The 26,839-nt window shown below is 63.5% G+C and carries 22 protein-coding genes; 7 read left to right on the top strand and 15 right to left on the bottom strand.

Translation table 11 applies throughout. The features are described 5' to 3' along the window. Positions 1-337 precede the first annotated feature (337 nt). Positions 338-967 (bottom strand): CoA transferase subunit B, encoded by a 630-nt coding sequence (locus ACZLIB_RS02885; RefSeq protein ID WP_478469123.1) that lies wholly within the window; start codon positions 965-967, stop codon positions 338-340. A 1-nt stretch (position 968) separates the two neighbouring features. Beyond that, positions 969-1,700, bottom strand: coding sequence for a CoA transferase subunit A (locus ACZLIB_RS02880; RefSeq protein WP_012509993.1), 732 nt, complete (start codon positions 1,698-1,700; stop codon positions 969-971). Positions 1,701-1,860: 160 nt separating this feature from the next. Between ACZLIB_RS02880 and ACZLIB_RS02875 the strand changes: the two genes are divergently transcribed. From ACZLIB_RS02875 to ACZLIB_RS02865, 3 genes are all read left to right on the top strand, one after another. Then, positions 1,861-5,178: a DEAD/DEAH box helicase gene (locus ACZLIB_RS02875; RefSeq protein WP_478469122.1), complete on the top strand. Its 3,318-nt coding sequence runs from the start codon at positions 1,861-1,863 to the stop codon at positions 5,176-5,178. A gap of 96 nt (positions 5,179-5,274) precedes the next feature. Next, the gene (locus tag ACZLIB_RS02870) at positions 5,275-6,621 is read left to right on the top strand and encodes a phosphohexomutase domain-containing protein (RefSeq protein WP_049398412.1); all 1,347 of its coding nucleotides are present in this window, start codon (positions 5,275-5,277) and stop codon (positions 6,619-6,621) included. A gap of 12 nt (positions 6,622-6,633) precedes the next feature. Beyond that, positions 6,634-8,037, top strand: coding sequence for a mannose-1-phosphate guanylyltransferase/mannose-6-phosphate isomerase (locus ACZLIB_RS02865; RefSeq protein ID WP_032127990.1), 1,404 nt, complete (start codon positions 6,634-6,636; stop codon positions 8,035-8,037). 75 nt (positions 8,038-8,112) lie between these two features. Here the strand turns inward: ACZLIB_RS02865 and rfbD are convergent, their stop codons facing one another. From rfbD to rfbB, 4 genes are read right to left on the bottom strand one after another with little or no spacing between them, the layout of a single operon-like run. Then, on the bottom strand, positions 8,113-9,006 hold the full coding sequence (rfbD, locus tag ACZLIB_RS02860; protein ID WP_478469121.1) for a dTDP-4-dehydrorhamnose reductase: 894 nt from the start codon (positions 9,004-9,006) through the stop codon (positions 8,113-8,115). Beyond that, on the bottom strand, positions 9,003-9,560 hold the full coding sequence (gene rfbC, locus ACZLIB_RS02855; protein ID WP_279912364.1) for a dTDP-4-dehydrorhamnose 3,5-epimerase: 558 nt from the start codon (positions 9,558-9,560) through the stop codon (positions 9,003-9,005). The genes rfbD and rfbC overlap by 4 nt, the downstream gene beginning before the upstream one ends. After that, complete coding sequence (gene rfbA / locus ACZLIB_RS02850) at positions 9,557-10,444, bottom strand: glucose-1-phosphate thymidylyltransferase RfbA (protein WP_032127987.1); 888 nt, start codon at positions 10,442-10,444, stop codon at positions 9,557-9,559. Before rfbA ends, rfbC begins: the two co-directional genes overlap by 4 nt. Before the next feature lie 14 nt (positions 10,445-10,458). Beyond that, positions 10,459-11,514 (bottom strand): dTDP-glucose 4,6-dehydratase, encoded by a 1,056-nt coding sequence (gene rfbB / locus ACZLIB_RS02845; RefSeq protein ID WP_107432743.1) that lies wholly within the window; start codon positions 11,512-11,514, stop codon positions 10,459-10,461. A gap of 284 nt (positions 11,515-11,798) precedes the next feature. On the opposite strand from rfbB, the gene ACZLIB_RS02840 reads away from it, so the two are divergent. Together ACZLIB_RS02840 and ACZLIB_RS02835 are read left to right on the top strand one after the other, a co-directional pair. Next, positions 11,799-12,545 (top strand): electron transfer flavoprotein subunit beta/FixA family protein, encoded by a 747-nt coding sequence (locus ACZLIB_RS02840; protein ID WP_012509979.1) that lies wholly within the window; start codon positions 11,799-11,801, stop codon positions 12,543-12,545. Further along, positions 12,545-13,483 (top strand): electron transfer flavoprotein subunit alpha/FixB family protein, encoded by a 939-nt coding sequence (locus ACZLIB_RS02835; protein ID WP_478469119.1) that lies wholly within the window; start codon positions 12,545-12,547, stop codon positions 13,481-13,483. The genes ACZLIB_RS02840 and ACZLIB_RS02835 overlap by 1 nt, the downstream gene beginning before the upstream one ends. A gap of 368 nt (positions 13,484-13,851) precedes the next feature. Here the strand turns inward: ACZLIB_RS02835 and ACZLIB_RS02830 are convergent, their stop codons facing one another. Together ACZLIB_RS02830 and ACZLIB_RS02825 are read right to left on the bottom strand one after the other, a co-directional pair. Next, positions 13,852-15,213 (bottom strand): glucosyltransferase domain-containing protein, encoded by a 1,362-nt coding sequence (locus tag ACZLIB_RS02830; protein ID WP_478469901.1) that lies wholly within the window; start codon positions 15,211-15,213, stop codon positions 13,852-13,854. A gap of 195 nt (positions 15,214-15,408) precedes the next feature. Then, complete coding sequence (locus ACZLIB_RS02825; protein WP_458073820.1) at positions 15,409-16,824, bottom strand: hypothetical protein; 1,416 nt, start codon at positions 16,822-16,824, stop codon at positions 15,409-15,411. A gap of 128 nt (positions 16,825-16,952) precedes the next feature. Here ACZLIB_RS02825 and ACZLIB_RS02820 point away from each other — a divergent pair, with 128 nt between their 5' ends. Next, entirely contained in the window at positions 16,953-17,927 is a 975-nt protein-coding gene (locus ACZLIB_RS02820; RefSeq protein WP_478469118.1) for a glycosyltransferase family 2 protein, read from the top strand. Further along, the gene (locus ACZLIB_RS02815; RefSeq protein ID WP_478469116.1) at positions 17,924-18,328 is read left to right on the top strand and encodes a GtrA family protein; all 405 of its coding nucleotides are present in this window, start codon (positions 17,924-17,926) and stop codon (positions 18,326-18,328) included. The genes ACZLIB_RS02820 and ACZLIB_RS02815 overlap by 4 nt, the downstream gene beginning before the upstream one ends. A gap of 36 nt (positions 18,329-18,364) precedes the next feature. Here ACZLIB_RS02815 and galE read toward each other — a convergent pair whose 3' ends face one another. The 7 genes from galE to ACZLIB_RS02780 all read right to left on the bottom strand — a co-directional run bounded on the left by galE (position 18,365) and on the right by ACZLIB_RS02780 (position 26,835). Further along, positions 18,365-19,387, bottom strand: coding sequence for a UDP-glucose 4-epimerase GalE (gene galE, locus ACZLIB_RS02810; protein ID WP_032127979.1), 1,023 nt, complete (start codon positions 19,385-19,387; stop codon positions 18,365-18,367). Next, a complete protein-coding gene (locus ACZLIB_RS02805; RefSeq protein WP_478469114.1) occupies positions 19,384-20,445 on the bottom strand; it encodes a glycosyltransferase in 1,062 nt (353 codons plus the stop codon). Before ACZLIB_RS02805 ends, galE begins: the two co-directional genes overlap by 4 nt. A gap of 378 nt (positions 20,446-20,823) precedes the next feature. Then, entirely contained in the window at positions 20,824-21,579 is a 756-nt protein-coding gene (locus ACZLIB_RS02800; RefSeq protein ID WP_478469113.1) for a glycosyltransferase family A protein, read from the bottom strand. Positions 21,580-21,733: 154 nt separating this feature from the next. Further along, the gene (locus ACZLIB_RS02795; RefSeq protein ID WP_125892511.1) at positions 21,734-22,435 is read right to left on the bottom strand and encodes an NAD-dependent epimerase/dehydratase family protein; all 702 of its coding nucleotides are present in this window, start codon (positions 22,433-22,435) and stop codon (positions 21,734-21,736) included. Next, complete coding sequence (locus tag ACZLIB_RS02790; RefSeq protein ID WP_478469111.1) at positions 22,432-23,871, bottom strand: glycosyltransferase family 4 protein; 1,440 nt, start codon at positions 23,869-23,871, stop codon at positions 22,432-22,434. The genes ACZLIB_RS02795 and ACZLIB_RS02790 overlap by 4 nt, the downstream gene beginning before the upstream one ends. Continuing rightward, on the bottom strand, positions 23,868-24,599 hold the full coding sequence (locus tag ACZLIB_RS02785) for a glycosyltransferase (protein ID WP_125892507.1): 732 nt from the start codon (positions 24,597-24,599) through the stop codon (positions 23,868-23,870). The genes ACZLIB_RS02790 and ACZLIB_RS02785 overlap by 4 nt, the downstream gene beginning before the upstream one ends. A gap of 4 nt (positions 24,600-24,603) precedes the next feature. Next, positions 24,604-26,835, bottom strand: a complete 2,232-nt coding sequence (locus ACZLIB_RS02780; protein ID WP_279912370.1) for a hypothetical protein — start codon at positions 26,833-26,835, stop codon at positions 24,604-24,606. Positions 26,836-26,839: the final 4 nt, after the last annotated feature.

Raw genomic sequence — 26,839 nt, 5'->3', positions numbered from 1 at the left:
TGCCGCGCTTCAGCAGTTCAGCGAGAAACCTGCGCTGGGCATGCTCGCGACATCCACCCGGGAGGCAATCGTCGTTTCGCGCAGTCATCTGCGCTGGGCAGCCCGGCTTGGGCTGACGCGCGCGCCAACGCCGCAGGCAGCAGACACGATGTGGCTGCGGGCAGCGGCGCTGCGATCCCTACTGGATGCGCACTGCTATCCCACTGAGCTGGACAACGACAGTGCATTTGACTCGGTCATACAGTTGCTGCCGGACCTTGTTGCCAACGCAGGCTACGTCGTCGCAGGCCCACAACGCCAGCCCTGAGGCTGGCGCTGCGCGGCAACATCGTTGACTTCAGCGCTGGAACGCGACGCCCGTCTTTTCCTTCAGTTCTTCATCGCTGACACCCGGCGCGGCTTCCACCAGCAGCAGTCCCTTGTCAGTCACGTCGAACACGGCCAGATCGGTGATGATGCGGTCGACCACGCCCACACCGGTCAGCGGCAGCGTGCATTCGGTCAGGATCTTGTGCTCGCCGTTCTTGGCGGTGTGCTCCATCAGCACCACCACGCGCTGCACGCCGGCCACCAGATCCATCGCGCCGCCCATGCCCTTGACCATCTTGCCGGGCACCATCCAGTTGGCCAGGTCGCCCTTGTGGGTGACCTGCATGGCGCCGAGGATGGCCAGGTTGACATGGCCGCCGCGGATCATCGCAAAGCTGTCGTGGCTGCCGAAGTAGCTGGCACCGGCACGTGCGGTCACGGTCTGCTTGCCGGCGTTGATCAGGTCGGCATCGACTTCGGCATCGGTCGGGAACGGGCCGATACCGAGCAGGCCGTTTTCCGACTGCAGCCACACGTCCACGCCTTCGGGGATGTGGTTGGCAACCAGGGTCGGCAGGCCGATGCCCAGGTTCACGTAGGCACCATCGGTCAGTTCGCGGGCGGCACGTGCCGCCATCTCATCGCGGGTCCACGCCATGTCAGTTGCCCTCCGCGCGGATGGTGCGCTGTTCGATACGCTTTTCAGGATGCGGGTTGTGCACGATGCGATGCACGTAGATACCGGGCAGGTGCACCTGGTCCGGATCGATGGCGCCGACCGGCACGACCTCCTCCACTTCCACGATGCAGACCTTGCCGGCCATCGCGCAGGCCGGGTTGAAGTTACGCGCGGTCTTGCGGAACACCAGGTTGCCCGCTTCGTCGGCCTTCCACGCCTTGACCAGCGCGACATCGGCACGCAGCGCGGTCTCCATCACGTAGTGCTTGCCGTCGAACTCGCGGGTTTCCTTGCCCTCGGCCACCACCGTGCCGTAGCCCGTGGCAGTGAAGAACGCCGGGATGCCCGCGCCGCCGGCACGCAGGCGCTCGGCCAGGGTGCCCTGCGGGTTGAATTCCAGCTCCAGCTCGCCAGCCAGGAACTGGCGCTCGAATTCCTTGTTCTCGCCCACGTAGGACGAAATCATCTTCTTGATCTGCCGGGTTTCCAGCAGCTGGCCCAGGCCGAAACCATCGACGCCGGCATTGTTGGAGATCACGGTCAGGCCCTTGGCGCCACTGTCACGCAGCGCGGCGATCAGGGCCTCGGGAATGCCACACAGGCCGAAGCCGCCCACGGCCAGCGTCTGGCCATCGGCGACCACCCCTTGCAGGGCCTCCGCCGCACTGGCGAAGCGCTTGCCGCGCTTGCCGGTGGAAGTCGATTGCTGCATTGCTGTACTACCCTGCACGTTGAGGATGACCGCATTCTAGCTGGAGGGCGGCGAAGGGCCTGGATGCGCCGCAGCATTGACGGAGCACCAGGCGGGCATTGGGTAGAATGGGCGATTCCACGCAGAAGGGTGCTTCAGCGCCTGCGCCCCTCGATCTACGATGACGCCGACCTTCACAGACGAAGACCTGTTCCGCTGGATCGACGAATGGACACTGCAGAAAAGCGAGCAGTGCCTGGGTGGCGTGCGCAACCGGCAACTTCGCGATGGCCTGCTGACGGCCGAGGTACAGGGTTCGGCCAGGCATCCCTACTACGTGGAGATCGATCTGACGGCCAGTACGCGTACCGCGCGCAGCCGCCTGCAGAGTGCCTGTTCCTGCCCCGTCGGCCGCACCTGCAAGCATGTGGCGGCGGTGCTGGTCTCGTACATGCTGGATTCGCTTGCCATGGACGACGAGAGCCCCCTGACCGAACAGGACATGACGCAACCGCCGCGTCCTGAACTGCTGGCGGAGCTTTCGCGTTGGCAGAGCGCGCGGATCCGGCCGGCCCAACCACGCCGGAACGGTGTCATCTTCGAACTGTCCACCTACAACCACCACCCCGCCGTGCTGGTCCGGCGCGTCAAGTACGGGACCGATGGTGCGATCAGCACGGGCAAGTGGATGGATATCACCGCGGACCTGCTGCTGGATCCTCCGGCCTATCTCACGCCGACTGATCTGGCGGTGATGATCCAGCTACGCACCCAGCGGCAGCCCGCGACGAAGGACGAATGGATCGACTTCGCGGCCACCCTGCAGTTGATCGTCTCCAGCGGCCATGGCTGGGTCTCCTGCGGTACGCACGGCGACGTGCCGGCCCGGTCAGGAGCTCCACGCCGCGGCGAACTGGGCTGGACCGTTGGCATGACGCAGGGCGCGACGCTGCTGGAACCCACGTTGAGCGTGGAGGGCGGCGCCAGAGGCGTGGTCCTGGGCCGGAGTGCGTGCTATCTGGACCCGGTCACCGGCGAAGTCGGTCCGCTGCTGCTGGATGTCAGGGCCGAGGACGCCGACGCCTTCCTGAGCCTGCCCAATCTGTTACCCAACGAAGAAGCGGTGGTCGCACAGATGCTGCAACAGATCGACCCTGCCCTGCCGCGCCCCGGTGCAAGCGACACACTGCCCACCCTGCAGATCAGCGCGATGATCCCCGTGCTGCGCCTGCATACGATTGAGTTCCGGCCGGCGTGGCTCGGCCGCCGCGACCCGTCGCAATGGGCCGATATCGCGACCGTGGCCTTCGAGTACGACGAGCACGTGCGGTTCCTGGATGATCCGAGCCTGTTCGCACTCGATCCGGAGGGCCAGCTCGCCCTGCTGCCCCGTGACCTGGCTGAGGAATCACGGCGCGAGGCCGAGCTGCGCACGGTGGGACTGTATCGCGACACGGACCCGCGGGCGCCATTGGACGGCGCTGGCCCGCAGTTCCAGCTGCGCACCCATGACTGGACACGGTTCCTGCTGGATGACGTGCCGCGCCTGGAAGCCTTGGGCTGGAAGGTGGAGGCTGACGACGACTTCCGCCATCGCATCACCCGGGTGGATGAGATCGACCTGGACATCCAGGCGGACCCGACGGATGCGGGCTGGTTCAACCTGGGTCTGGACATCCAGGTGGAAGGCCGCAACGTATCGATGGTTCCGCTGCTGCAGCAGGTGCTGCAGTCCGATCCCCGCTGGATGCGTGGCCAGCTGGACGCCATCGGCGACGACGAGAACGTCCTGTTGATGGCAGGCGACAACACCCGCCTGGCACTGCGGGCCGCGCGACTGAAGCCGATCATGGCCCTGTTGGCGGACCTGTTCGCCCAGCGTGGCGCGCCGCTGCGCTTGTCAGCGCTTGACCGTGGCCGCCTGCAGGCACTGCAGGACACGGCGCGCCTGCAGTTCCGGGGCCGCAAGGACACCCAGGCGCTGGTGCAGCGGCTGATGCAGGCACCCGCACTGGGCGAAGTGCCGCCACCAGCGGGGCTGGTGGCAACGCTGCGTCCCTACCAGCTGGAGGGCCTGTCGTGGCTGCAGTACCTGCGCCAGCAGGGGCTGGGCGGGGTGCTGGCCGACGACATGGGGCTGGGCAAGACCCTGCAGACACTGGCGCATCTGCTGGTCGAGAAGGAAAGTGGCCGCCTGGACCGGCCGGCGCTGCTGGTGGTGCCGACCTCGCTGCTGCACAACTGGCAGAGCGAAGCGGCACGCTTCACCCCGGGCCTGCGCGTACTGACCCTGCACGGACCGGCACGTGAAGCACTGTTCGAGGCGATCCCCGAGCACGATCTTGTACTGACCACGTATCCCCTGCTGTGGCGCGACGAGCAAGCGCTGCAGGCACATGCCTACCATCTGCTGATCCTCGACGAGGCCCAGCAGGTGAAGAATCCGAAATCGCGTGCGGCGGTCACCCTGCGCACGCTGCAGGCCCGCCATCGCCTGTGCCTGACCGGTACGCCGCTGGAAAACCATCTGGGCGAACTGTGGACGCAGTTCGATTTCCTGCTGCCCGGCCTGCTCGGCAGCGAGAAACAGTTCAACCAGCATTGGCGCCATCCGATCGAACGCGGCAGCGACCACCGTCGCGCCACGTTGCTGGCGCAGCGTCTGCGCCCCTTCATCCTGCGCCGGCGCAAGGATCAGGTCGCGTCAGAGCTTCCGCCCAAGACCCTCATCACCCGCGCGGTGGAGATGGAGGGTGGCCAGCGTGATCTCTATGAAACCGTGCGTGCGGCGATGGAAAAGCAGGTGCGCGAAGCCATCAGCGGCAGCGGGTTGGCGCGCAGCCATATCGTGGTGCTGGATGCCTTGCTGAAGCTGCGCCAGGTCTGCTGCGATCCGCGCCTGCTGCCGGGCGACGCCCCTGCACGCAATGCCGGCTCGGCCAAGCTGGAGCTGCTGCGCGACATGCTGCCGTCGATGGTCGAGGAAGGCCGGCGGATCCTGGTGTTCTCGCAGTTCACCGGCATGCTGGCGCTGATCGCGCAGGCGCTGGAGGAGCTCGGGCTGGCCTATGTGACGCTGACCGGCGATACCCAGGACCGGGCCACACCGGTGCAGCGCTTCATGCAGGGCGAGGTACCCGTGTTCCTGATCAGCCTGAAGGCCGGTGGCGTCGGGTTGAACCTGACTGCTGCAGACACCGTCATCCACTTCGATCCCTGGTGGAACCCGGCGGCCGAAAACCAGGCCAGTGACCGCGCCCACCGCATCGGCCAGCAGCAGCCGGTGTTCGTCTACCGGCTGATCGCCGCAGGCAGCATCGAAGAACGGATTGCCGAGCTGCAGGAACGCAAGGCCCTTCTGGCGGAATCGATTCTGGAAGGCGGCGGCAGCACGGGTCCACGCTTCAGTGAGGAAGACGTCCAGGCGCTGCTGGCGCCGTTGCCGGGCCTGCCGGCCAAGCGCACCCGCCGGCCAGGCCGACGATCGCCGCAGGCCTGATCCGTGGCGCCAGTCAGGTGGCGTTCTCCGATGGAAACGATTCCCAAACGGGACTGGGACTACAATTGAGGGCTGAGCTCACAAAGGATCTGATCGATGCCCCTGCCCGCCTTCAAGGCCTACGATATCCGCGGCCGCGTGCCGGAAGAACTGAACGAAGACCTGGCGCGCCGCATCGGCGTCGCCCTGGCTGCGCAGCTCGCTCCCGGCCCGGTGGTCCTCGGCCACGATGTGCGCCTGACCAGCCCGGCGCTGCAGGATGCACTGGCCGCAGGCCTGCGTGGTACCGGTCGTGAGGTGATCGACATCGGTCTGTGCGGTACCGAAGAGGTCTACTTCCAGACCGATCACCTCGGCGCAGCCGGCGGTGTGATGGTGACCGCCAGCCACAACCCGATGGACTACAACGGGATGAAGCTGGTCAAGGAGAACGCCCGCCCGATCAGCTCCGATACCGGCCTGTTCGCGATCTCCGATGCGGTCGCCGTCGATACGTCCGAGGCCCAGCCGCCACGCGCCGGGCAGACCGCCCAGCATGACAAGAGCGCCTATATCCAGCATCTGCTGAGCTACGTCGACGCCGCCAAGCTCAAGCCGCTGAAGCTGGTGGTCAATGCCGGCAACGGTGGTGCGGGCGCCATCGTCGACCTGCTGGCACCGCACCTGCCGTTCGAGTTCATCCGCATCTGCCACGAACCCGATGGCAGCTTCCCCAACGGCATTCCCAACCCGCTGCTGCCGGAAAACCGCGCCGCCACCGCCAATGCGGTGCGCGAACACGGCGCCGACTTCGGCATTGCCTGGGACGGTGACTTCGACCGCTGCTTCTTCTTCGACCATACCGGCCGCTTCATCGAGGGCTACTATCTGGTCGGCCTGCTGGCCAAGGCCATCCTGGCACGCAATCCCGGTGGCAAGATCGTGCACGACCCGCGGCTGGTCTGGAACACCGTGGAAATGGTTGAACAGGCAGGCGGCGTGCCGGTGCTGTGCAAGAGCGGTCACGCTTTCATCAAGGAAAAGATGCGCGCCGAAGATGCGGTGTACGGCGGCGAGATGAGCGCCCACCACTACTTCCGCGAATTCGCCTATGCCGACTCCGGCATGATCCCGTGGCTGCTGATCGCGCAGCTGATCTCCGAGAGCGGCCGCTCGCTGGCCGACTGGGTCGAAGACCGCATGGCGGCCTATCCCTGCAGCGGCGAGATCAACTTCAAGGTGGCCGATGCCAAGGCCGCCGTGGCCCGCGTGATGGAGCACTTCGCCGCGCGGTCGCCCGCGCTGGACCATACCGATGGCATCAGCGCCGATTTCGGCGACTGGCGCTTCAACCTGCGCAGTTCCAACACCGAGCCGCTGCTGCGCCTGAACGTTGAAGCCCGCGGCGACGCAGCGCTGATGCAGGCGCGCACCGACGAAATCTCCCGCCTTATCCAGCAGTAATCAAGGAAGATCATGAGCAACATCCAGCCCGTCATCCTGTCCGGTGGTTCCGGCACCCGCCTGTGGCCACTGTCGCGCGAGGCGTATCCGAAGCAGTTCCTGCCGCTGGCAGGCGAACTGACGATGCTGCAGGCCACCTGGCAGCGCGTCGCGCCCATCGCCACCCACGGCCCGTTGGTGATCGCCAACGAAGAGCACCGCTTCGTCGCTGCCGAGCAACTGCAGCAGGTCGGCGCCGAGCCGGCTGCCATCATCCTGGAACCGGTTGGACGCAATACGGCGCCGGCGATTGCGGTCGCAGCCCTGGAGGCCACCCGCGACGGCGCCGATGCGCTGCTGCTGGTGCTGCCCTCGGACCATGTAATCACCGATGAGGCTGCGTTCCGTGCAGTCGTGCAGGCTGCAGCCAGCGCTGCCGAGGCCGGCAAGCTGGTGACCTTCGGCATCGTGCCGACCGGTCCGGAAACCGGCTACGGCTATATCAAGGCCGCCAATGGGCAGGGCCTGCGTGCGGTCGAGCGCTTTGTCGAAAAGCCCGACCTGGACACCGCCACCGGCTATGTGGCCAGCGGCCAGTACTACTGGAACAGCGGCATGTTCCTGTTCAAGGCCTCGCGCTACCTGCAGGAACTGGAGCGCTTCCAGCCCGACATGCTGGCCAGCAGCCGCCAGGCCTGGCAGCAGGCCCGTCGCGATTCGGATTTCACCCGCCTCGACAAGGAGGCGTTCGCCACCGTTCCCTCCGATTCCATCGACTATGCCGTGATGGAAAAAACCGAAGACGCCGTGGTGATTCCGTTGGACGCCGGCTGGAACGACGTCGGTTCGTGGACCGCACTGCGCGATGTCTCGCATCAGGATGGCGATGGCAATGCGCACCAGGGTGACGTGATCGCGATCGACTGCCGCAACACCTATGCCTATGCACAGCGCCTGGTGGCACTGGTCGGCCTGGATGACGTGATCGTGGTCGAGACCGACGACGCGGTGCTGGTCGGCAAGGCCGACCGCATGCAGGAGGTCAAGACCGTGGTGGCGCAGCTGAAGGCCGACGGTCGCAGCGAGGCCACCTGGCATCGCAAGGTCTACCGCCCGTGGGGCGCCTACGATTCGATCGACAACGGCGAGCGCTTCCAGGTCAAGCGCATCACCGTCAAGCCCGGCGGTACGCTCAGCCTGCAGATGCATCACCATCGCGCCGAGCACTGGATCGTGGTCAGCGGCACCGCCGAGGTGACCCGCGGCGACGAGGTGATCCTGCTCAGCGAGAACCAGAGCACGTACATCCCGCTGGGCGTGACCCATCGCCTGCGCAACCCGGGCAAGCTGCCGCTGGAGCTGATCGAGGTGCAGTCCGGCAGTTACCTCGGTGAGGACGACATCGTGCGTTTCGAGGACACGTACGGGCGTAGTTGATCCGACGCCCTGCGGCGGGTGCCGACCGTTGGTCGGGGTGGGTGCCGACCGTCGGTCGGCACGTCGCCTACCGGGTCAGGCAATCTCCGCCATCACCCGCTTCAGCCCGTCCTGCCAGGTCGGCAGCACGATGCCGAAATCCTGCTGCAGCTTGCGGTTGTCCAGCACCGACCAGGCCGGGCGCTTGGCCGGGGTCGGGTACTCGGAACTGGGAATCGCCTCGACGGTCGGCACCTTCGCCAACACGCCGGTCGCCAGCGCTTCGGCGAAGATCGCCTCGGCGAACCCGTGCCAGCTGGTCTGACCGCTGGCCGTCAGATGCCAGATGCCGGACAGCTGCCCCGGATGCTGCAGTGCCTGCGCGGTGACATCAGCGACCAGCGCAGCCGGTGTCGGCGTGCCGATCTGATCGGCTACCACACGCAACTGGTCGCGCTCGGCACCCACCCGCAGCATCGTGCGCAGGAAATTGGCACCATGCGAGGCGTACACCCACGCCGTGCGGAAGATCAGATGGCGGCCACCGGCAGCGCGCACGGCCTCTTCGCCATCACGCTTGCTGGCGCCATACACACCCAATGGCGCGGTCGGCTCGTCCTCGCGGTAGGGCGCGCTGCCCTGGCCATCGAACACGTAGTCGGTGGAGTAATGCACGAAGGGCACGCCGTGCGCCGCACACCAGCGCGCGATCACGCCCGGCGCCTGCGCATTGGCGGCGAAGGCAGCCTCGGCATCCTGCTCGGCGCGATCGACCGCCGTGTAGGCGGCCGCGTTGACCACCACCGATGGCTGCAGGCGATCCAGCAATGCCGGCAGGCTGTCGCGCTGGCCGAAATCGGCGGTTTCGCAGGCACTTCCGTCGGGCAGTTGCCCGCTGCGGGTAGTTGCGACCACCTTGCCCTGCGGCGCCAGCGCGCGCAGCAGCTCCTGGCCGACCTGGCCATTGCCGCCGAACACCAGCACCGTCACGGGATGTAGACCGGCAGGCGGTCTTCGGCAATGTCCTTCAGGAACGGAGCGGTCTCGTCCTTGGCCGACAGGGTCGGCGCACTGATCGGCCAGTCCACTGCGATATCAGCATCGTTCCAGCGAATACCCGCATCCGCTTCCTTGACGTAGACATCGGTGCACAGGTAGCTGAACAGCGCACGTTCGGACAGCACGGCAAACCCATGCGCGAAGCCTTCCGGAATCCAGAACTGCTTCCTGTTTTCCGCACTCAGCACCACCGCTTCCCACTGGCCGAAGGTCGGCGAGCCACGACGGATGTCCACGGCCACGTCATAGACCTCGCCCTCCAGCACGCTGACCAGCTTGCCCTGCGGGCGTGGCCATTGGTAGTGCAAACCGCGCAGCACACCGCGGACGGACGAGGATACGTTGCTCTGCACGAAACTGCCCGGCAGGCCTTGGTCCTGGAAGCGTTCGGCATTCCAGGTCTCAAAGAAGAATCCGCGCGAGTCGCCGAACACTGCCGGTTCGATCACCCGGCATCCTGCCAGCGAAGTCTCAACGATCTTCACGGCACTACGCCTCGTTCAGCAAGCTTGTTCAAGTACTGACCATAGCCATTCTTGATCAACGGCGCGGCCAGCGCCTGCAACTGTTCGGCGCTTATCCAACCCTTGCCGAAAGCGATTTCTTCAGGGCAACAGACCTGCAGCCCCTGGCGGGTCTGGATGGTCTCGATGAAGTTGGAAGCTTCCAGCAGCGACTGGTGGGTGCCGGTATCGAGCCAGGCATAGCCACGGCCGAGTGCCTCCAGGTGCAGATTGCCTTCTTCCAGGTAACGCTTGTTGAGATCGGTGATCTCCAGCTCGCCGCGCGGCGACGGCTTCAGCTCGGAAGCGTAGTCACTGGCCTTGCCATCGTAGAAGTACAGGCCGGTGACTGCGTAGTTCGAACGGGGATTCTCCGGCTTCTCGACCAGATCGATGACCTTGCCGCTCGTGTCGAACTCTGCGACGCCATAACGCTCCGGGTCGTTCACCCAGTAGCCGAACACGGTCGAGCCGTCCACGCGCTCGTCGGCGCGCTTGAGCACTTCGCGCAGGCCGTGGCCGTGGAAGATGTTGTCGCCCAGCACCAGGCAGCTCGGCTTGCCGGCGACGAAGTCGCGGCCGATCAGGTAAGCCTGGGCCAGCCCATCCGGGCTCGGCTGCACGGCGTACTGGATATCCATGCCCCACTGCGAACCATCGCCCAGCAACTGCTGGAACAACGCCTGCTCGTGTGGGGTGTTGATGATCAGCACTTCACGGATGCCCGCCAGCATCAGCACGCTGAGCGGGTAGTAGATCATCGGCTTGTCGTACACCGGCAGCAGCTGCTTGCTGACGCCCTTGGTGATCGGATAAAGGCGGGTGCCGGAACCACCGGCGAGGATGATGCCCTTGCGCTGGGTCATGGTGTCTCCTGGGTTCAAGCCGTGGTGCCGATGCGCTGCAGACGGTAGCTGCCGTCGAGCACACCGTTGACCCAGTCCTGGTTGTCCAGGTACCAGTCGACGGTGAAGGCGATGCCCTGCTCGAAGGTGTAGGCCGGTTCCCAGCCCAGGTCGTTCTTCAGCTTCGATGCATCGATCGCGTAACGGCGGTCATGGCCCGGGCGGTCGGTGACGTAGGTGATCTGGCTGCTGCGCGGCTGGCCATCCTCACGCGGGCGGCGCGCATCGAGCAGCGCGCAGATGGCCTGCACCACTTCGATGTTCTGCTTTTCCGAGTTGCCGCCGACGTTGTAGGTCTCGCCGACCTGGCCCTTGGCCAGCACGGTACGGATCGCTTCGCAGTGGTCGGACACGAACAGCCAGTCACGCACCTGCTTGCCGTCGCCGTACACCGGCAGCGGCTCGCCGGCCAGCGCCTTGGCGATCACCAGCGGGATCAGCTTCTCGGGGAAGTGGTACGGGCCGTAGTTGTTGGAGCAGTTGGTGGTCAGCACCGGCAACCCGTAGGTGTGGTGGAACGCACGCACCAGATGGTCCGAAGCCGCCTTCGACGCCGAGTACGGCGAATTCGGGGCGTACGGAGTGGTTTCGCTGAATTTGCCGGTCTCACCCAGCGTGCCGTACACCTCGTCGGTGGACACGTGCAGGAAACGGAAGGCCGCGCCCTGTTCGGCCGGGAGCGCCTTCCAGTAATCGCGCACTGCTTCCAGCAGGCCCAGGGTGCCGACCACGTTGGTCTGGATGAACGCGCCCGGGCCGTCGATGGAACGGTCCACGTGGCTTTCGGCGGCGAAATTGAGCACGGCGTCCGGGCGGTGCTCGGCCAACAGACGCGCTACCAGCTCGCGGTCACCGATGTCGCCCTGCACGAAAACGTGATCGGGATTGCCGTCCAGGCTGGACAGGGTCTTCAGATTACCGGCGTAGGTCAATGCGTCGAGATTGACGACCTTGACACCACGGGCGACAGCTTCGAGAACAAAGTTACCGCCAATGAATCCGGCACCGCCGGTGACAAGCCATGTGGGCACTACCTGTTCTCCTGTTGATGATTCATATCGGTCGCATGCCGCAACCCGGTTCAGCGCAACAGGATACATCGGGGGCACCTTCACGACTGCCTTCGCACCGTGAACGAGGCATAGCATCCGGCATACCCTTGTCGCACCGCAACATAACCATACGCATTCGCATGGTCCCCCCAAGCCAGCTAGAATCGGGGTCCCACCCCCGAACCGGTTGCTTTTCCAGGACCGGATGATCTCCAGCAAATGTGAGCCGGCCAGCGGCCGGCACTACAAGGACCCCGTACCAGATGAAAATCCTCGTCGCGTACAAGCGCGTGGTGGACTACAACGTCCGCATTCAGGTCAAGCCGGACGGTTCCGGCGTGGTCACCGACGGCGTCAAGCTGTCCCCCAACCCCTTCGATGAAATCGCCCTGGAAGAAGCCCTGCGCCTGCGCGACAAGGGCATCGCCAGCGAAGTCGTGGTCGCCACCATCGCCCCCGCCGACGCCCAGGCACACCTGCGCAACGGCTTGGCCATGGGCGCAAACCGTGCCATCCACGTCGTCACCGACCAGGCCATCCAGCCGCTGACCGCGTCGCGCACCCTGCTCAAGCTGATCGAAAAGGAACAGCCGGACCTGGTGATCCTTGGCAAGCAGGCCATTGATGACGACGCCAACCAGACCGGCCAGATGCTGGCCACGCTCTGGGGCCGCCCGCAGGCGACCTTCGCCAGCAAGCTCGAAATTGCCGACGGCAAGGCCACGGTCACCCGTGAAGTCGATGCTGGCCTGGAAACACTGGAAGTCGATCTGCCGGCCGTGGTCACCACCGACCTGCGCCTGAACGAGCCGCGCTTCATCAAACTGCCGGACATCATGAAGGCCAAGGCCAAGCCGCTGGAGACCCTGCAGCTGGCCGACCTCGGCGTTGAAGCCGCCGACACCTTCAAGACCACCCAGTACGCCGCGCCGTCCAAGCGCAGCAAGGGTGTGATGGTCAAGGACGCGGCCGAACTGGTTGCCGCACTCAAGCAGAAGGGGTTGCTGTAATGAGCAGGATTCTCGTCATCGCCGAGCACCACGACGGCAAGCTCAATGCCGCCACCGCCAAGACCGTCAGTGCCGCCGCCGCCATCAGCGGTGCCAGCATCGACGTGCTGGTGCTGGCCGCCGATCCGGCCGCTGTCGCCGCTGAAGCCGCGAAGATCGCTGGGGTCGCCAAGGTCCTGACCGTCGCCAACGCGGCCAACGCGCAGGCCATCGCCCAGGTGCTGGCGCCGCAGATCGCACAGCTGGCCAAGGGCTACACCCACGTCTTCGGCCCGTCGACCACCTTCGGCAAGGACCTGATGCCCTGCGTGGCCGCCCTGCTCGGCGTCAACCAGGTCTCCGATCTGATGAGCGTTGAAGGCAGCCACAGCTTCAAGCGCCCGATCTACGCCGGCAACGCAATCATCACCGTGGAAGCGCCGGCTGACCAGATCGTGGTCGCCACCGTGCGTGCCGCCTCGTGGCCGGAAGCCGCCCAGGGTGGCAATGCCACCGTTGAAGCAGCCAGCGTCGACGCTGCCCTGCCGACCCACACCCGCTTCGTCGGCCTGGCCGCCGGTGCCAGCGACCGCCCGGACCTGCAGAGCGCCAAGCGCGTGGTCTCCGGTGGCCGTGGCGTCGGTTCGGAAGAGAACTTCAAGGTCATCTTCCAGCTGGCCGACAAGCTCGGTGCCGCCGTCGGTGCCTCGCGTGCCGCCGTTGACGCCGGTTACGTGCCCAGCGACCTGCAGGTCGGCCAGACCGGCAAGATCATCGCACCGGAACTGTATGTGGCGGTCGGCATCAGTGGTGCGATCCAGCACCTGACCGGCATCAAGGACGCTGGCACGATTGTCGCGATCAACAAGGACGGCGACGCGCCGATCTTCGAGATTGCCGATATCGGCCTGGTGGGGGATCTGTTTGCGATCCTGCCAGAACTAGAGAAGGCGCTCTGAACAGCGCAATGTGAAAAAGCCCGGCGAAGTTCGCCGGGCTTTCTTGTTTTACCTGACCCGTCCTGAATTGAGTTGGCACATTTCCCGTGGGAAAGGAATGTTCAATGAGGTCAACACCCTGACGGCGCCATCCTGATTTCACCGCGATGGCCTGTAAGACGGATCATCTCGCCCAGCGTTTACTCCCACGGGCATCATTCCGATCGCAGTATCCAAGAATTGCTCCTGGGAAGGTCCGCCGCATGGTGGCCGAGGCCGTGGAAGCAAATGACAGCGATCGGCCCCGCCTGGTCTTTGGAATGCACGCTCTTTACAGCAGGCAGGAGCGCCTTTGCCGCCTCACGGCGGTCGGCTCCTTCCACGCGCAGTCAAATACAGACCAGAATGCCGCCTTCAGGTCGCTTCAAAACAAAACCGGGATCAGGCCAAGCCGGATGCTTCGCACATTCTTCGATATCGCCCGGCTCGGCGGGCACGTGATTCAACGTGCGTCCATTGGAAAGCTCAAGCAGCCCTTTCAACGCGCGCTTGTCGGCGAACGCAGTCAGATTCAGGTCCATCCAAGCCGTTGCCAAGGGCATGGAATGTGCCCAGTTCAGGCGGCGATTGACCACGGCAACCGGCATCTGGTCCGTATAGCCAGGCGTACGGATCATTTCGTCATATATGCGCTGTGCAAGCAGGCGATCGAAGGCGTTCAACTGCAACTGATCGCTGTGCACGCGATGACCCACCGCTGTAAAGCTCAGCAGCAGTATCCCCCCGAGTACTAGAACCAGTGCCCGCCCCAGCCGCCCCTGCGCGAACCATCCCACCCAGTAGATGCCCATAGCGCACGCAAGAACAACCCCTCCCAGCACGCGCGGCGCAGGCCACCAAACCTTACCGACCGCGATCACGCCCATAGCGGCTGCCGGAACAAGCCCCATTGCGATGATTGGCAAGACGGAACCCATGCGAGGGCGCACCAGAAGACGAAGCAACAACAGAAGCCAGCCCGACGCAACCATACCCCAGAAGAGCCCCTTGGCTGCAGATCCGTACGCTACCAGCAAGGTACGCTGCCACAGAAATCCGCCTAGCGAGACAATTTCCTGGGCACGCAGATAGAGCTTATCCAACGGAAGAAAGCCGGCTCGGCCGACTTCACTGATGCCAAGAACGGTCACCAGCGACTTGTGAATACACAGGTACGCCACCAAGGCACCACCCAGTACCAGAATGGCGTAAAACAGAGGCCGGTACGCTGCACACTCACCACGCAACGAGCCCCCAGTCCGCAGATAGGTCTGGATGATACCCAGCAATATCATCAATGCTGCAATGTTGATCAGCAGCTGGTACATGGACAGCGCCGCCACCAGCATGATCCAGGCCAACCACCAGAACCGTGGCCGCGTAGCCACGATGAAGATCGCGGCAACGCCCATCGCACAGGCCAACTGCGCAGTGAATGATGCCTCGGAGAAGGTCAGGATTTCCGCCGAGTAGGGATGCAAGGTCACCATCAATGCGGCAAGACCTGTCGCACCGAGACGGCGCTGTCGCCGGTCGGCAAAAGCTGTAAACATCAAAGGAGTGCTGAAAGCGAAAACCGCCAGCCCTACGCCCTGCAACAGGGTCGCGAATGCCAAGGGATCAATCGCAAACGCGCCCAGCAGCTTGAAGACCAGGAACTGCCCGAACCGGCCTTGGCTGAAAAGCTGCTCGAGCGTCGGCCATCCCTGCAGCTAGGCATAGGAATCCGTTGACAGCCCTGGGGAAAGCACAAAGGGCAGCCGGGCCAGAGTGGTCAGGCCTGCCACCACCAGGCAGGTCAGCAGCAGCTGCCCGATCGCAGACGCCGGCAGCAAGCCACGGAGCCGGGCATGTAGGGGACCATAGTCAATCATGTTCTCGGCTCCACGATCGGGCAACGCAATGCATCAATACGTACTCGTGTTCCGTGGGGACAGCACCCATACAAGATGGCGATCGACCATCAGCCACTGTGGGACTTCGGCACGCTGATCAATCTCGCCCTGAATACGGGCGCAGAGCACATCGTCGCAGGGCCGGGTGTAGATCGACATATCCTTGAACAGGTAATTGCGCAGGGCTCGATTGCTGTGCAGCCACCCCATGGTTTGATTGCCATGGACGTCACCGAACAGGATCACATCGTCGAATCGTCCCGCATTGGCCGCCTGGACCCGTGAGATCTCCATTCCGGTGCTCTGCATGGCGGGAAAAACATGCCTGGTGCCGGAATAGGCCGATTGCCAGCCGAGCAGGCCGGTAGAGGCCAGCGGCAGCGCAAGCAGCAGGCCAGGCAGCAGAGCCCTGCGCTCGTACACCAGAAAGATGATTGGCACAGCGCAAAGCAGCCAGAGCCACACTGTTGAGCGCAAGGGAATCGATAAGCCAGAGATCACCGAAAGCGAGGCATCGATGCTCAGCAGCATTGCTGCTGACAGCAGCAATGCAAGGCATTGGCGGGTACGAATGCGCTGATGGATACATAGGGCAAACGCAACAGCAGCGGCAAGAAGGGCGGGCCAAAGCGGCTTGACCGCCTGGAACCACGCCAGATAGCGCTCGATGTTTCCCTGCAGCGAACCGCCATGCATCAGAGGAGTAGCTTCACGCCACGCTGCCGGCTTGATCGAGAACGTCCCGTGAAACACGTAATTCAACGTGAAGACCAACAGCACAGCGCAGGCAAACGCCAGCACATATATCAACGCCCCGAGCACGATGCTCCGATAACTGCCGTTGCATCGCGCCGCGTACATGAGCAGGAAAAGAGGGCCGAAGGAAGGATAGAAAAGGAATCCCGCGACGACCGCAACAGCCATCACGAGGCGCCTTCGCCCATCACTTTGCGCTCGCTGCATGGCCAGGCAACCCAATACCGTCACGACGACGCCGGTGACCTGCGTCACCGGCCACTGCATGGTTTCTGCAGTCATTGGTGACAGAAATACCAGCAGTGCAGCCAACACACCTGACGACGGGGACACCACCCTTGCAATGGCAACGCACATCAGCGAAAACGCGACCAGATACAACCCAAACGCGGCCTGGATGCTGAGATTGGGGCTGAACTTGGACCACAGGAAGTTGCCCCACCGCCCTTCTGAACCGGCCTTGCTGAAAGGAGTTTCGAACCCCTGGTCGAAACCGGATAGCAGCCAGTCGAAATCATCGTGGGCGATGAACGGCGCGGTGAGCTGACCCAGGCTGTACATGCCCAGCAGTATCAGGGCGGCATACAGCAGATAGCTGCGATCCAGGCGATCAAACCCGCTCTCACAAGCGCGGGCCAGCTGATTCAAATTCATACGTGGCATGATGTCCATCAGCTGCCCCGAATCCAGCAGCCGGGACTGCTGGCACAGGGCCAGTACGGGGCAGCCCGCCGTGCACCGGGCCATGATCGGCCCTATACTAACTGACTAGGTGAATTTTCCTCCACTTCGGGGTGGGTATGGCGACCAACGCGGCTATGGGCGACCCGTCAAGCCAGATCGATCTTTCGATCGTTGTTCCGGCTTATCGCAGCGAGAAGACGCTGGCATCGCTCGTCGCGGCCATTGAAGCCGCCATCGGCGGGCGATACGCGCTGGAGTTGATCCTGGTCAACGACCGTAGCCCGGACCGTTCCTGGGCGGTCGCATCCGAGCTGGCCCGAACCCATTCATGGGTCCGGGCGGTGAATCTGCGCAAGAACGTCGGACAGCACATGGCGATCTTCGCTGGGCTCCGGGAGTGTCGTGGCCGGGTCATTGTTACCATGGACGACGACCTGCAGCATGCGCCGTCCGATATTCCGACCCTGGTGGACGCCCTGGATGCCGACCATGATGTCTGCTATGGCACGTTCACCGGGCGCAAGCATGCTGCCTGGAAAATCCTCGGCAGCCGCTTCAACGATCTTGTGGCGACATGGCTGCTGGAGAAGCCCAAAGGGCTTTATCTGTCTCCGTTCAAAGCGTTCAAGCGTGGCGTTCGCGATGAGGTGGTGCAGTTCCGCGGCCCTGCCATTTACCTCGATGGCCTGATCCTGTCGGCCACCTCACGCATCACCACGCGAAGCGTGGGCCACCATGCCCGCGAAGACGGCACTTCAGGCTACAGCCTGAAGAAGTCGATCTCGCTGTGGTTGAAGATGGCCACCAGCTTCTCGGTCGCTCCGCTGCGGATGGCATCCCTGACCGGCATGGTCATTTCAGCCATTGGCTTCGTCTTTGCTGCGGTCATCACGGTGCACAAGCTGCTCGATCCGACCATTGCAGTCGGCTGGTCCTCGCTGATTGTGGCCATCCTGATCATGGGCGGCGTGCAACTGTTGGCGCTGGGGGCGATCGGCGAGTACGTCGGTCGAATCCTGCTCAATTTCACCACACCCACGCAGTACGCCATTGCCGAGCGCGTTAACCCGGCGCCGGACACGCAACAATGAAGTCGCACCAGGCCAAGCAACTGGCCGGGAAGCTTTTCCGCTTTGGCGCAGTGGGTGGTACAAGCACGTTGCTGTTCTCCGCGCTGACCTGGCTGCTGGTCAGCAAAGGCGGCATGCACCCGGTACTGGCTACCGTGGTGGCTTATCTGCTGCTGCTCCCGCCCAACTTCATCGCCCACAAGTATTTCACCTTCGCGTCCAAGGGACAGGTGTCCACGGAGTCGACACGATTCCTGCTGGTGCATGGCCTGAACATCGCGTTGTCGGCCGGGGGCATGGCAATCATCTCCCAGGCATCCCTGGACTATCGCTGGGGCATTCTGTTCTCGGCCATCGCGGTGCCGATCATCGTCTTTGTGGTGATGAACGCCTGGGTCTTCCGCGCTGCGCCCCGACACTGAAGCCGGAAGCACAGGGCTTTTTCCCACCGTGCTGCTCTAGCGGAGCGCGGGGCTTCCAGAGAGGGCCTGCTGCCAGCGCCAGGCATCAGCGCAGATGTCCTGGAGGTCCTTCTGCGCACGCCAACCCAGCACTCGATTGGCCAAAGAGGGGTCGGCCCAGCACTCGCCGATGTCACCAGCGCGACGATCCTGTAGGCGATATGGGATTGGACGGCCGACCACCGCCGAGAAGGCTTCAATCAGCTCCAGCACCGAGTAGCCACGACCGGTTCCCAGATTCAACGTCAGTTCGCGCTCACCGCCTGTAGCGAGGGCATCGAGTGCCGCAACATGCGCCTTGGCTAGATCCATCACGTGAATGTAGTCGCGCACCCCGGTTCCATCGGGCGTTGCGTAGTCGGCGCCGAACACACGGATGTAATCGCGTTGCCCCGCAGCAGTCTGGGTGATGTAGGGAGCAAGATTGTTCGGCACTCCCCGCGGCAGTTCGCCGATCAGCCCACTGGAATGCGCGCCGACAGGATTGAAGTAGCGAAGAATTGCCGCGTTCAGGGAAGCTCCCGGCGCATGCACGCAATCACGTATCAGCCATTCCCCGATCAGTTTGGTGCGCCCGTAAGGGTTGCCGGGCCCAACGGGTGCTCCTTCGGCGACCGGGCATGTTTCCGGCTGACCATAGACCGTCGCCGAAGAGCTGAACACGATGTGGCGGCTCCCCACCGCCTGCATGGCCTCCAACAGGCAGGTGGTTCCCGCGACATTGACATCGTAGTACCTGGCCGGCTGTTCCGTGCTTTCCGAGACCGACTTCAAGGCAGCGAAGTGAATGACCGCGTCGGGCCGGAAACGCTGCATGCTCGCCACGAGAGCCTCGCTGTCCCTGATGTCCAGCTCATCCAATGCAAGTCGCTGCCCGGCGATACGCTCGATGCGATCAACGATCCACCGCTCGCTGTTGCAGAAATTGTCGATCACCTGCACCTGATGACCTGCAGCCAGTAGCTCCACAACTGTATGCGATCCGACAAAGCCGGCCCCGCCCGTAACCAGAACCTTCATTCTTGAGTGCCATCCATCTGTGACTTGTGCTGCGCCGCCGTATCCGAAGTCAGATATCCATCCAGTTCGCGCAATCGCTGGCGGAAATCAGACCAACCGCGATCGCGTCGCAAGGATTCAACCTGCCGCTTGACCCGCGCGTTGCGCAGTGCGGCCGATGCACGCAACCGGCCCAGCTCCTGCACGAAACCATCCACATCATCTGCAACGGCGACCATATCCTGGGTAGCCAGGAAGTCGACAATGCCGCCTACCGCAGCTGCACAGATCGGCAAGCGCGCCGCAGCCACATCGAACAGGATCGTCGGAGTACCTTCCCATGCAGTGGTATGCAGGTAGCCAAAGTGCTCGCTGCTGGCTACAGCTTCCAGTCGATTGAACTCACCATGCAATGTGACGTTGGCCAGCGAGCGCAGTCGTTGAAGGTCCTGCCCAGCAGCACCAGACATCACTTGGGCACCGTACACGTCGAACTGTACATCGGGCATCTGTGCCGCGATGGCGGCCAGCAGGTCCGGCCGCTTCTGCCGGTCCAGGCGCCCCGCCCAAAGAACGCGCGCGGCGGAATCCGCAGACCGTGCCACGTCGGCCGCTTCCGGAAGGGTACCGTCATAGGGGAAAGGGACCACCGTGAACAACGAAGCGGGGATACCCAGTTCGTGTGTCCAGATCCTTGGATAGCAGGAATTGTCACAGATCACTGCAGACAGGTAGGGATAGCAATAGCGAAGATAATCTCGCGCATACCCGACCGGGTTCATCCGCTGGTCGTAGTCATCACAGAAGATGGACGCGTAGATCCGGCTGTGCTGGGTAAGCGCCAGCCCGTGGCGAAGGATCATTTCCCAGCCGACCCGGGAGTTCACCAGATGCACCAGCGGCGCACGCAGCTGCACAAGCACGCGCGTCATCACTGCCACTTGCTGGTTGAAGTCGAGCGACGCACACAACCCGCCAAAGTCTACGTGGGTAGCCTGAGGCGGGAGGCGTGACGCCCACGGTGACGCTGCGTTCTCCGTCGACAGCACCAGGATCCGCGCCTTGGCGTTGCTTTCCACGATGGCATTGCAGTGGTAGAGGATCCCCCGGTCCGCCCCCCCTGCTTCAACCAGGGAATCAGCAGGACGTGACTGTAGGGCAGCGAGCCGATGGCCTGGGAGACGGCATCGAAGACGCGACCAGGAGCCACATCCATTGGCACTGCATAGAACGCGTAGCGATCCACGCCCGACCCTGGTGGTAGCAGTTCAGGCTCCAGTGCCGCGAGCGTAAGCATTTCTTCCTGCAGCCACGCAGGCATGGCCGGTGCAGACGCGCCATGGGTGCCGGCTTGTTCCAAGCCGTCCGGCCCGAACAGCAACGCGTAAAGGTGCCGCACCCAATGAGCGACACGGCGCGTGTAGCGGTTTCGCACCCAGCGGCTGTGGGTCATGCGCTCAAGCATGGTCGCGCCCTTGGCCGCGATCGCGCCCCAACGCGAACAGCGATGTCATCGGGACGACGGTCTTCATCGCATGGCTGGCTTCGTTGAGCGATCCATGCCACTTGCGCCGATAGAAGTACGCCGCGCCCCAAGCGAGCCGGTGCACGACGCCACGCGCGATGGTTTCCGAGTTCCAGTACCAGTCTTCATAGCCGAATCCGGTCTGCCGTGGATAACAGGCCACATATGGGATTTCCTCGTAAAGCGCGCGCGTGGAGAATGCCGCGCTGATCCACGGATTGACACTGAGCAGGGCGTGCTCGTCGTAATAGGGGCCCGTCTGGTCGACCTGCCAGTTGAACGCGCTGTACATTCCAAAGCTCAGCACCATTTCCGGGTGCAGCACGAACCATCCATCCAGCTGCGCGGCTTCCTTCAGGTGCATAAGGAAGTAACGGGTCGAAATCAGATCATCGCCGTCCAGTGTGCAGATGTAGTCAGCGCTGCTGGCAGCCACGCCCGCGTTCCGCGCCAATGCCAGATCACCAACCTGGGTTTCGACAACGGTCTCGCTGCCATCCAGGTCCGGATGATTGACCACGAACGCACGCGTCTGCGCATCTGCCCGATCCAGCACCAGCACCAGTTGCACCTCCACCCCCTGCTGGCGGGCGATATTGCGCGACAGCGCGTAGGAGCGCAACGTGGTATGCGCCAGTATCCCCTCTCCATGGAAGGTGACAATGGCACTCAGTGCCGGCACGTTCATTCGCCACTCCTGTGGCTCGGCCGCATCGCAGTGCACCGTTTACGACTGCAGTTCATTCTGCACCACCAGATTGTCATGGGTTACCACCGGGGCCGGAGCCAGCCGCTGGCGTTTCGTTGATCATACTTGCGGCCTGGAAGACTGAGTGAATACGTCAACCATTGACGGCATCAGCATAGTACTTCCCAATCAGCGCCCGCATGTATCCGGGGCCCAGGCGGACACCGCATGCCTGAGCCGCACGCTCGCAATCCGCTGTTTCAATCGGGAACGCTACGCCTTGGTCCAGAACCCGGCAATTGCCCTGCCGCCCCAGCACGTCCTCCATGCAACGCACGATCGCCAGCATGTTGGTGGAGCAGACATCGGCCAGCGACATCATCGGTGGATACTGGTCCCGATGGCGCAGCACATGGGTGCCAAGTGTCGCCACGTCCTGGATGTCGATCAGATTACGTTCCGCCCGAGCCCACACGTCGAAGGGCTCGCCCGAAAGTATCCTCGAACACAGAAAATTGGTCAGGGTGTGCGGATTCCCGCCCGCCCCCACCACCTGCGGGAGGCGGAACACCTGGCCACGCACGTCGGCGAGGATGCGAGCCTCCATTGCCGCCTTGTGCTGTAGATAGGGGGTTTGCCGTTCCGATGGGTTGCCGACCGCGCAGCTGCCAAAATAGACAATCCGCCGCAACTGCTTGCTTGCAAGCACCTCGTCGAGCATGCGCTCTTCGCGCGCAAATGCGGCGCGCTCTGTTTCGGCCGAGTTCGACACGCCGGCAGCGACGATCATCGTCGTCTCATCCTGCAGCCAGTCGTCCACGAAGGCCGTGGCAACCAATCCACGTCCAATAATCACGATGAGCGTCCTTTTTTATGGGTCAACGTCGCCGGTGCCCCCGGAAGATAGTAGGAAATCTCACGCAGCACGCCGGCAAAGTCGCCCCAGCCACGCCCCACCGCCAATGCGGCGTACTGCTGCTCCCGGCGGTTTCGGCGAAGCGCCGGACTATCGATGAGTTGCTGCAACTGCTCCACATACGCCGCAACGTCATCCGATGTGTCCACCAGGATGGAACGATCGATCAGGTCCACGATACCGCCCACGGCAGGGGCAACAATGGGCAAACCGGCAGCACTGGCGTCCAACAGTATCGTCGGCACCCCTTCCCATGAGGAGGTGAACAGGTAGGCCGCATGGGCCTTCCCTGCAATATCTTCGAACCGCGAAAATGAACCATGCAGTTTCACATTCGGCAGCCTCTGCAGTTCACTGATCGCCGGATGCACGCGGCCCAACTCAGATACACCGTACACATCGAAAGGCACTGACGGCATCGTCCGCGCAATGGCCAGCAGGACATCCGGCCGCTTCTGTCGATCAAAACGCCCCGCCCACAGGATCCGGGGAGCGCCGTCGATCCCAAAATCATCATCCTTGCGGACAACCGTGCGGTCATAGGGAAAACGAAGGACCGTGAACAATTGACGCGGCACACCGAGTTCCTGCGCCCACAGGTCCGGGAATACGTCGTTGTCGCAGAACACCCCCGCAAGGTGCGTACGGCACTCACGCAGATAGCTGCGTGCGTAGCCGACGGGCACGCCATCGTTGTTACGGTCATCGCAGAAAAGCGAGGCGAACAGCCGCGACGCTTGGCGCAATGCCAATCCATGCAGCCTGAAGGATTCCCATGCAACGCGGGAATTGATGACATGGATGACCTTCGGCTGCATCTGCACCAGCAGCCGGGTCAACAACTGCACCCTGCCCGGCATTCCCATCGGCCCCAGCATCCGCCCGAAATGCAACACCCTGATGCCGGCAGGAATGCGATCCAGCCAAGGCGAATTGATGTCTTCGGTCAGGATCACCAGAACATTGGCCGCCGGCATTGACTCGACCCACGCTTTCAGGTGATACAAAGCTCCGCGGTCAGCACCACCCCGCACAAGCCACGGCAAGATCAGCACGTGCGTGGCGCGACGGGCGCCCACGGCGGCAGCCAGCTCGCGATACAACGCTCCTGCCCGGGTATCGACGGGGACGCCATAGTGCCTGTAGTGGACACCGCAACCTTCCGGTCCAAGCAGCTCTGGCTCGAAGTGCGCCAGCGCGTTGATCTCACCATCCAGCCACGCGGGCATCTCACGGCGCGCATGACTGATGCGTTTACCCGTGCTCTCCAGCCGCCTGCCCACTCCGCCCAGGATGCGTCCCAGTTCAGCGCGCGGATCACGCAGGAGCTGTCGAAGGCTCACGCGACGCAGCAAAGCCAGCAGCCGCCCGATCATGCATCCTCCCAACGACCGAAAAGGTCGCTTGGCGGCATGACGACCTGCAGCTCACTGCTGGTCGCGTTGACCGAGCCGCTCTGCTTCAACCGATAGAAGTAGGCTGTCTCCGGCACGGTCACATGCCGGAAGCCCGCGGCCACGGACTGGCAACTCCAATGCCAATCCTCATAGCCAAAACCGGTCTGTTTCGGGCGACACCCGACATAGGGAACCTCAGCAAACACATCGCGTCGTGCGAACACCGCACTGACCCATGGGTTCTCGGAGATCAGCATGTCGGCGGAAAAGTACGTGGAGTCCTGGTCCAGCTGCCAGCTGAAGAAGTTGTCCCTACCGAAGCTGACGACCACTTCCGGATGCAGGATCGTGCGCTCAGGCAGGCCGACCGCAAAGGCCATGTGACGCCGGAAGTACTCGCGGCTGATCAGGTCATCACCATCCAACGTGCAAGCATGAATACCGCGCGCGCGCGCCAGGCCGAGATTCCGGGCGAGTGCAGCATCCCCCACGGCAACCTCGATGATGAGCTCATCGCCCTCCAGATCGGGATGGTTTCGAATGATCGCCGTGGTCTCTGTATCTGCATTGTCCAGTACAAGCACGACTTCCACGTCGATCCCCGCCTGGCGGGCGTCCGCACGCGACTTCAGATAGCTGCACAATGCCGCGTGGGCAAACAGACCCTCCTTGTGGAAGGTGACTACAACACTCAGGCCCGGTGCCATGGGCTCACCTCCGCCGGAGCAGCGAGGTCAGCGCACGCAGCATCGCTCGCACCATGCGCTTCATCGGCAAGCGTTCCAGTGCCTCGGCCAGCCGGGACATCTCCGCCGCCAGCGATTCGGCCGGTAGGCACGGCTGCGGCGCGTTCCCCATGACCACGCCGGTCGCTGCCGCCAGCGTGCGCGCGGACGCCTCCAAGCGTGCATGCACCGCCTGCTGCCGGGTGTAGAGATCCAACAGGTCCGCGTTCTCCGCCTGGGCCTGGCGAAGCTCACCCTGCAATGCCGATTGCCTGGCCTCCGCGTGCTGGTGCGCCAGGTGGAAGGCCGCACGAATACCTGCAATCTCCTTGTCCAGGAGATCCTTCTGCAACTGGGCTGCCTCGATCACCTGCCGTGATTGCTCCAGTGCTGCCGTCAACTGATGATACTGGCCATCCAGCCAATCCTTCGCATCCTGCAATTGCTCCAGCCACAGCTTGGAGTGTTGCTGCTGGCTGCGGAGTTCGTGCAACTGCGTCCGCCAGGAACGGTTGCTCCATTGCCAGGCAAGGCCGGGCCGCAGCGGGACTTCAGCTGTCAGGCGCAGTGCCGATGCGAGGCAGCCCGCCTCGTCCATAACTGCCGCAAGTTCCGGAAGCGCAAACGTTTCAGGCGCATCGGCATTGCCGACCACCTCTCTCCAAAGAGATTGAGCAGACAACCGACGCGCCTCATCCAGCCCGCGCGCCCATGCCTCGCGAGCAGCCGCCACATCGCCCTGGCCGAATCGTATCCAGCCCAGGCGCACAGCCGCAGCAGTGGTTTTGGTTCCCAGCAACGGGCTGAACTGCAGTACATCGAACGCGAGGACGCGCGTGTAGCAGTCTGCTGCCAATGACAGCTCGCCATCTGCTTGATGGAGGAGCGCAGCGGCGAAGGCCAGTGAGACCTGCCAGCGCAACACTGTCGGGTTGGCAACGGGCAGGTCCATGTAGCGCTTGGCAGCAGCAAGCAACGCATCTCGCTTGTCGCCACCCGATGCGGTGGTGTCATACAGAAGCACGCAGAGCGCAGCGCCATAGTCGGCAGACGTATCAGGGCACTCGCGGAGCACCCTGTCAGCCAACTGCCTGCGCAGGCCTGCAGATTCCAGGCGGAGCCCCATTGCGACGATCAGGCGGACCAGGCTCGCATCAAGGTAGTCACGCTGGAATGCGATGATGTTCGGCGCCTGCAAGGAGGCATCGCGAATGACGCCATGTCCATTGATCTTGACCGCCATCAACACCAGCAGGTCCGCCGTTGCGGTAATGGTTGGATCCAGGACCAGGTGATCGTCAGCATCGCGCGGAACTTCCACGAACTGGGATAGACCTGCCGGATGATTCAGACCTTGCCACCATGCACGATCGATGACGAGGCCCTGTTGTTCCATCGCGTCCATCAGCGCACGAGCCTGGGCGCTACGTCCATCGTGAAGCGGGATCGCTACGACCAGGCGGCCACTACGGGCCAACACCGCCTGCACGTGCTGTAACCAAACACTCAGGTCCGAATGCTCGTGATCTACGCTTGTGATCACCACATCGACCGGCTGTGCGTTCTGTCGCCATGCCGAAGGCTCCAGCCATTCCACGCCTGGTTCCAGTTCCAGCTCCAGTGCAGGCTCCATGACCACGCCGAGCCAGCGACAGCGTGAATGCTGCTGCACGATGCGCCAGAGGCCGCGATCGCCTGCGTCCGTCGCGATCACCGCATCACCAGGCCGCACCAGTGCGGCGGCCAAGCCATGGTAGCTGGCCTTAAGGTCGACGCTCGGCTGCAAGGAATGCACGCCTTTCCGGCTGAGGGTCAGGACCGCTGCACCGGCAGGTGCACCTTCCAGTGCATAGGTGGCCGGATGCATCTGCCAACCCTGTGCGACCGCCTGCTTGACCCAGTCGGCCAGCTCCTGCGAGCACTCTGCCGGACCAATCAGCACCAGCGAATCCAGCGTGCAGTCAAGGGCGGACGAGCGTTCGACCGCATCACCTGCCCAAGCGATACCCAAGCTTCGACCAGGCAAACTAAAAACCCCTCGTGCATCTTCCACGACGTCGCAGCCCGCGGCACGCAGCGGGGCCGCCATCGCAGCCAGTTCCTGTCCTCGCAGGCAGACTCGGCTGGGGCCGACCGCTCGCAGGCAATATCCGGCCAGATCTTCTGCCAGTTGGGCATCCAACGTGGCAGCGGCAACGCATGGAGAGGAGTCACTCATCGTC

This window comes from Stenotrophomonas sp. 220_Sma (assembly GCF_056487375.1).
This window is presented reverse-complemented; position numbering and strand designations above follow the sequence as displayed.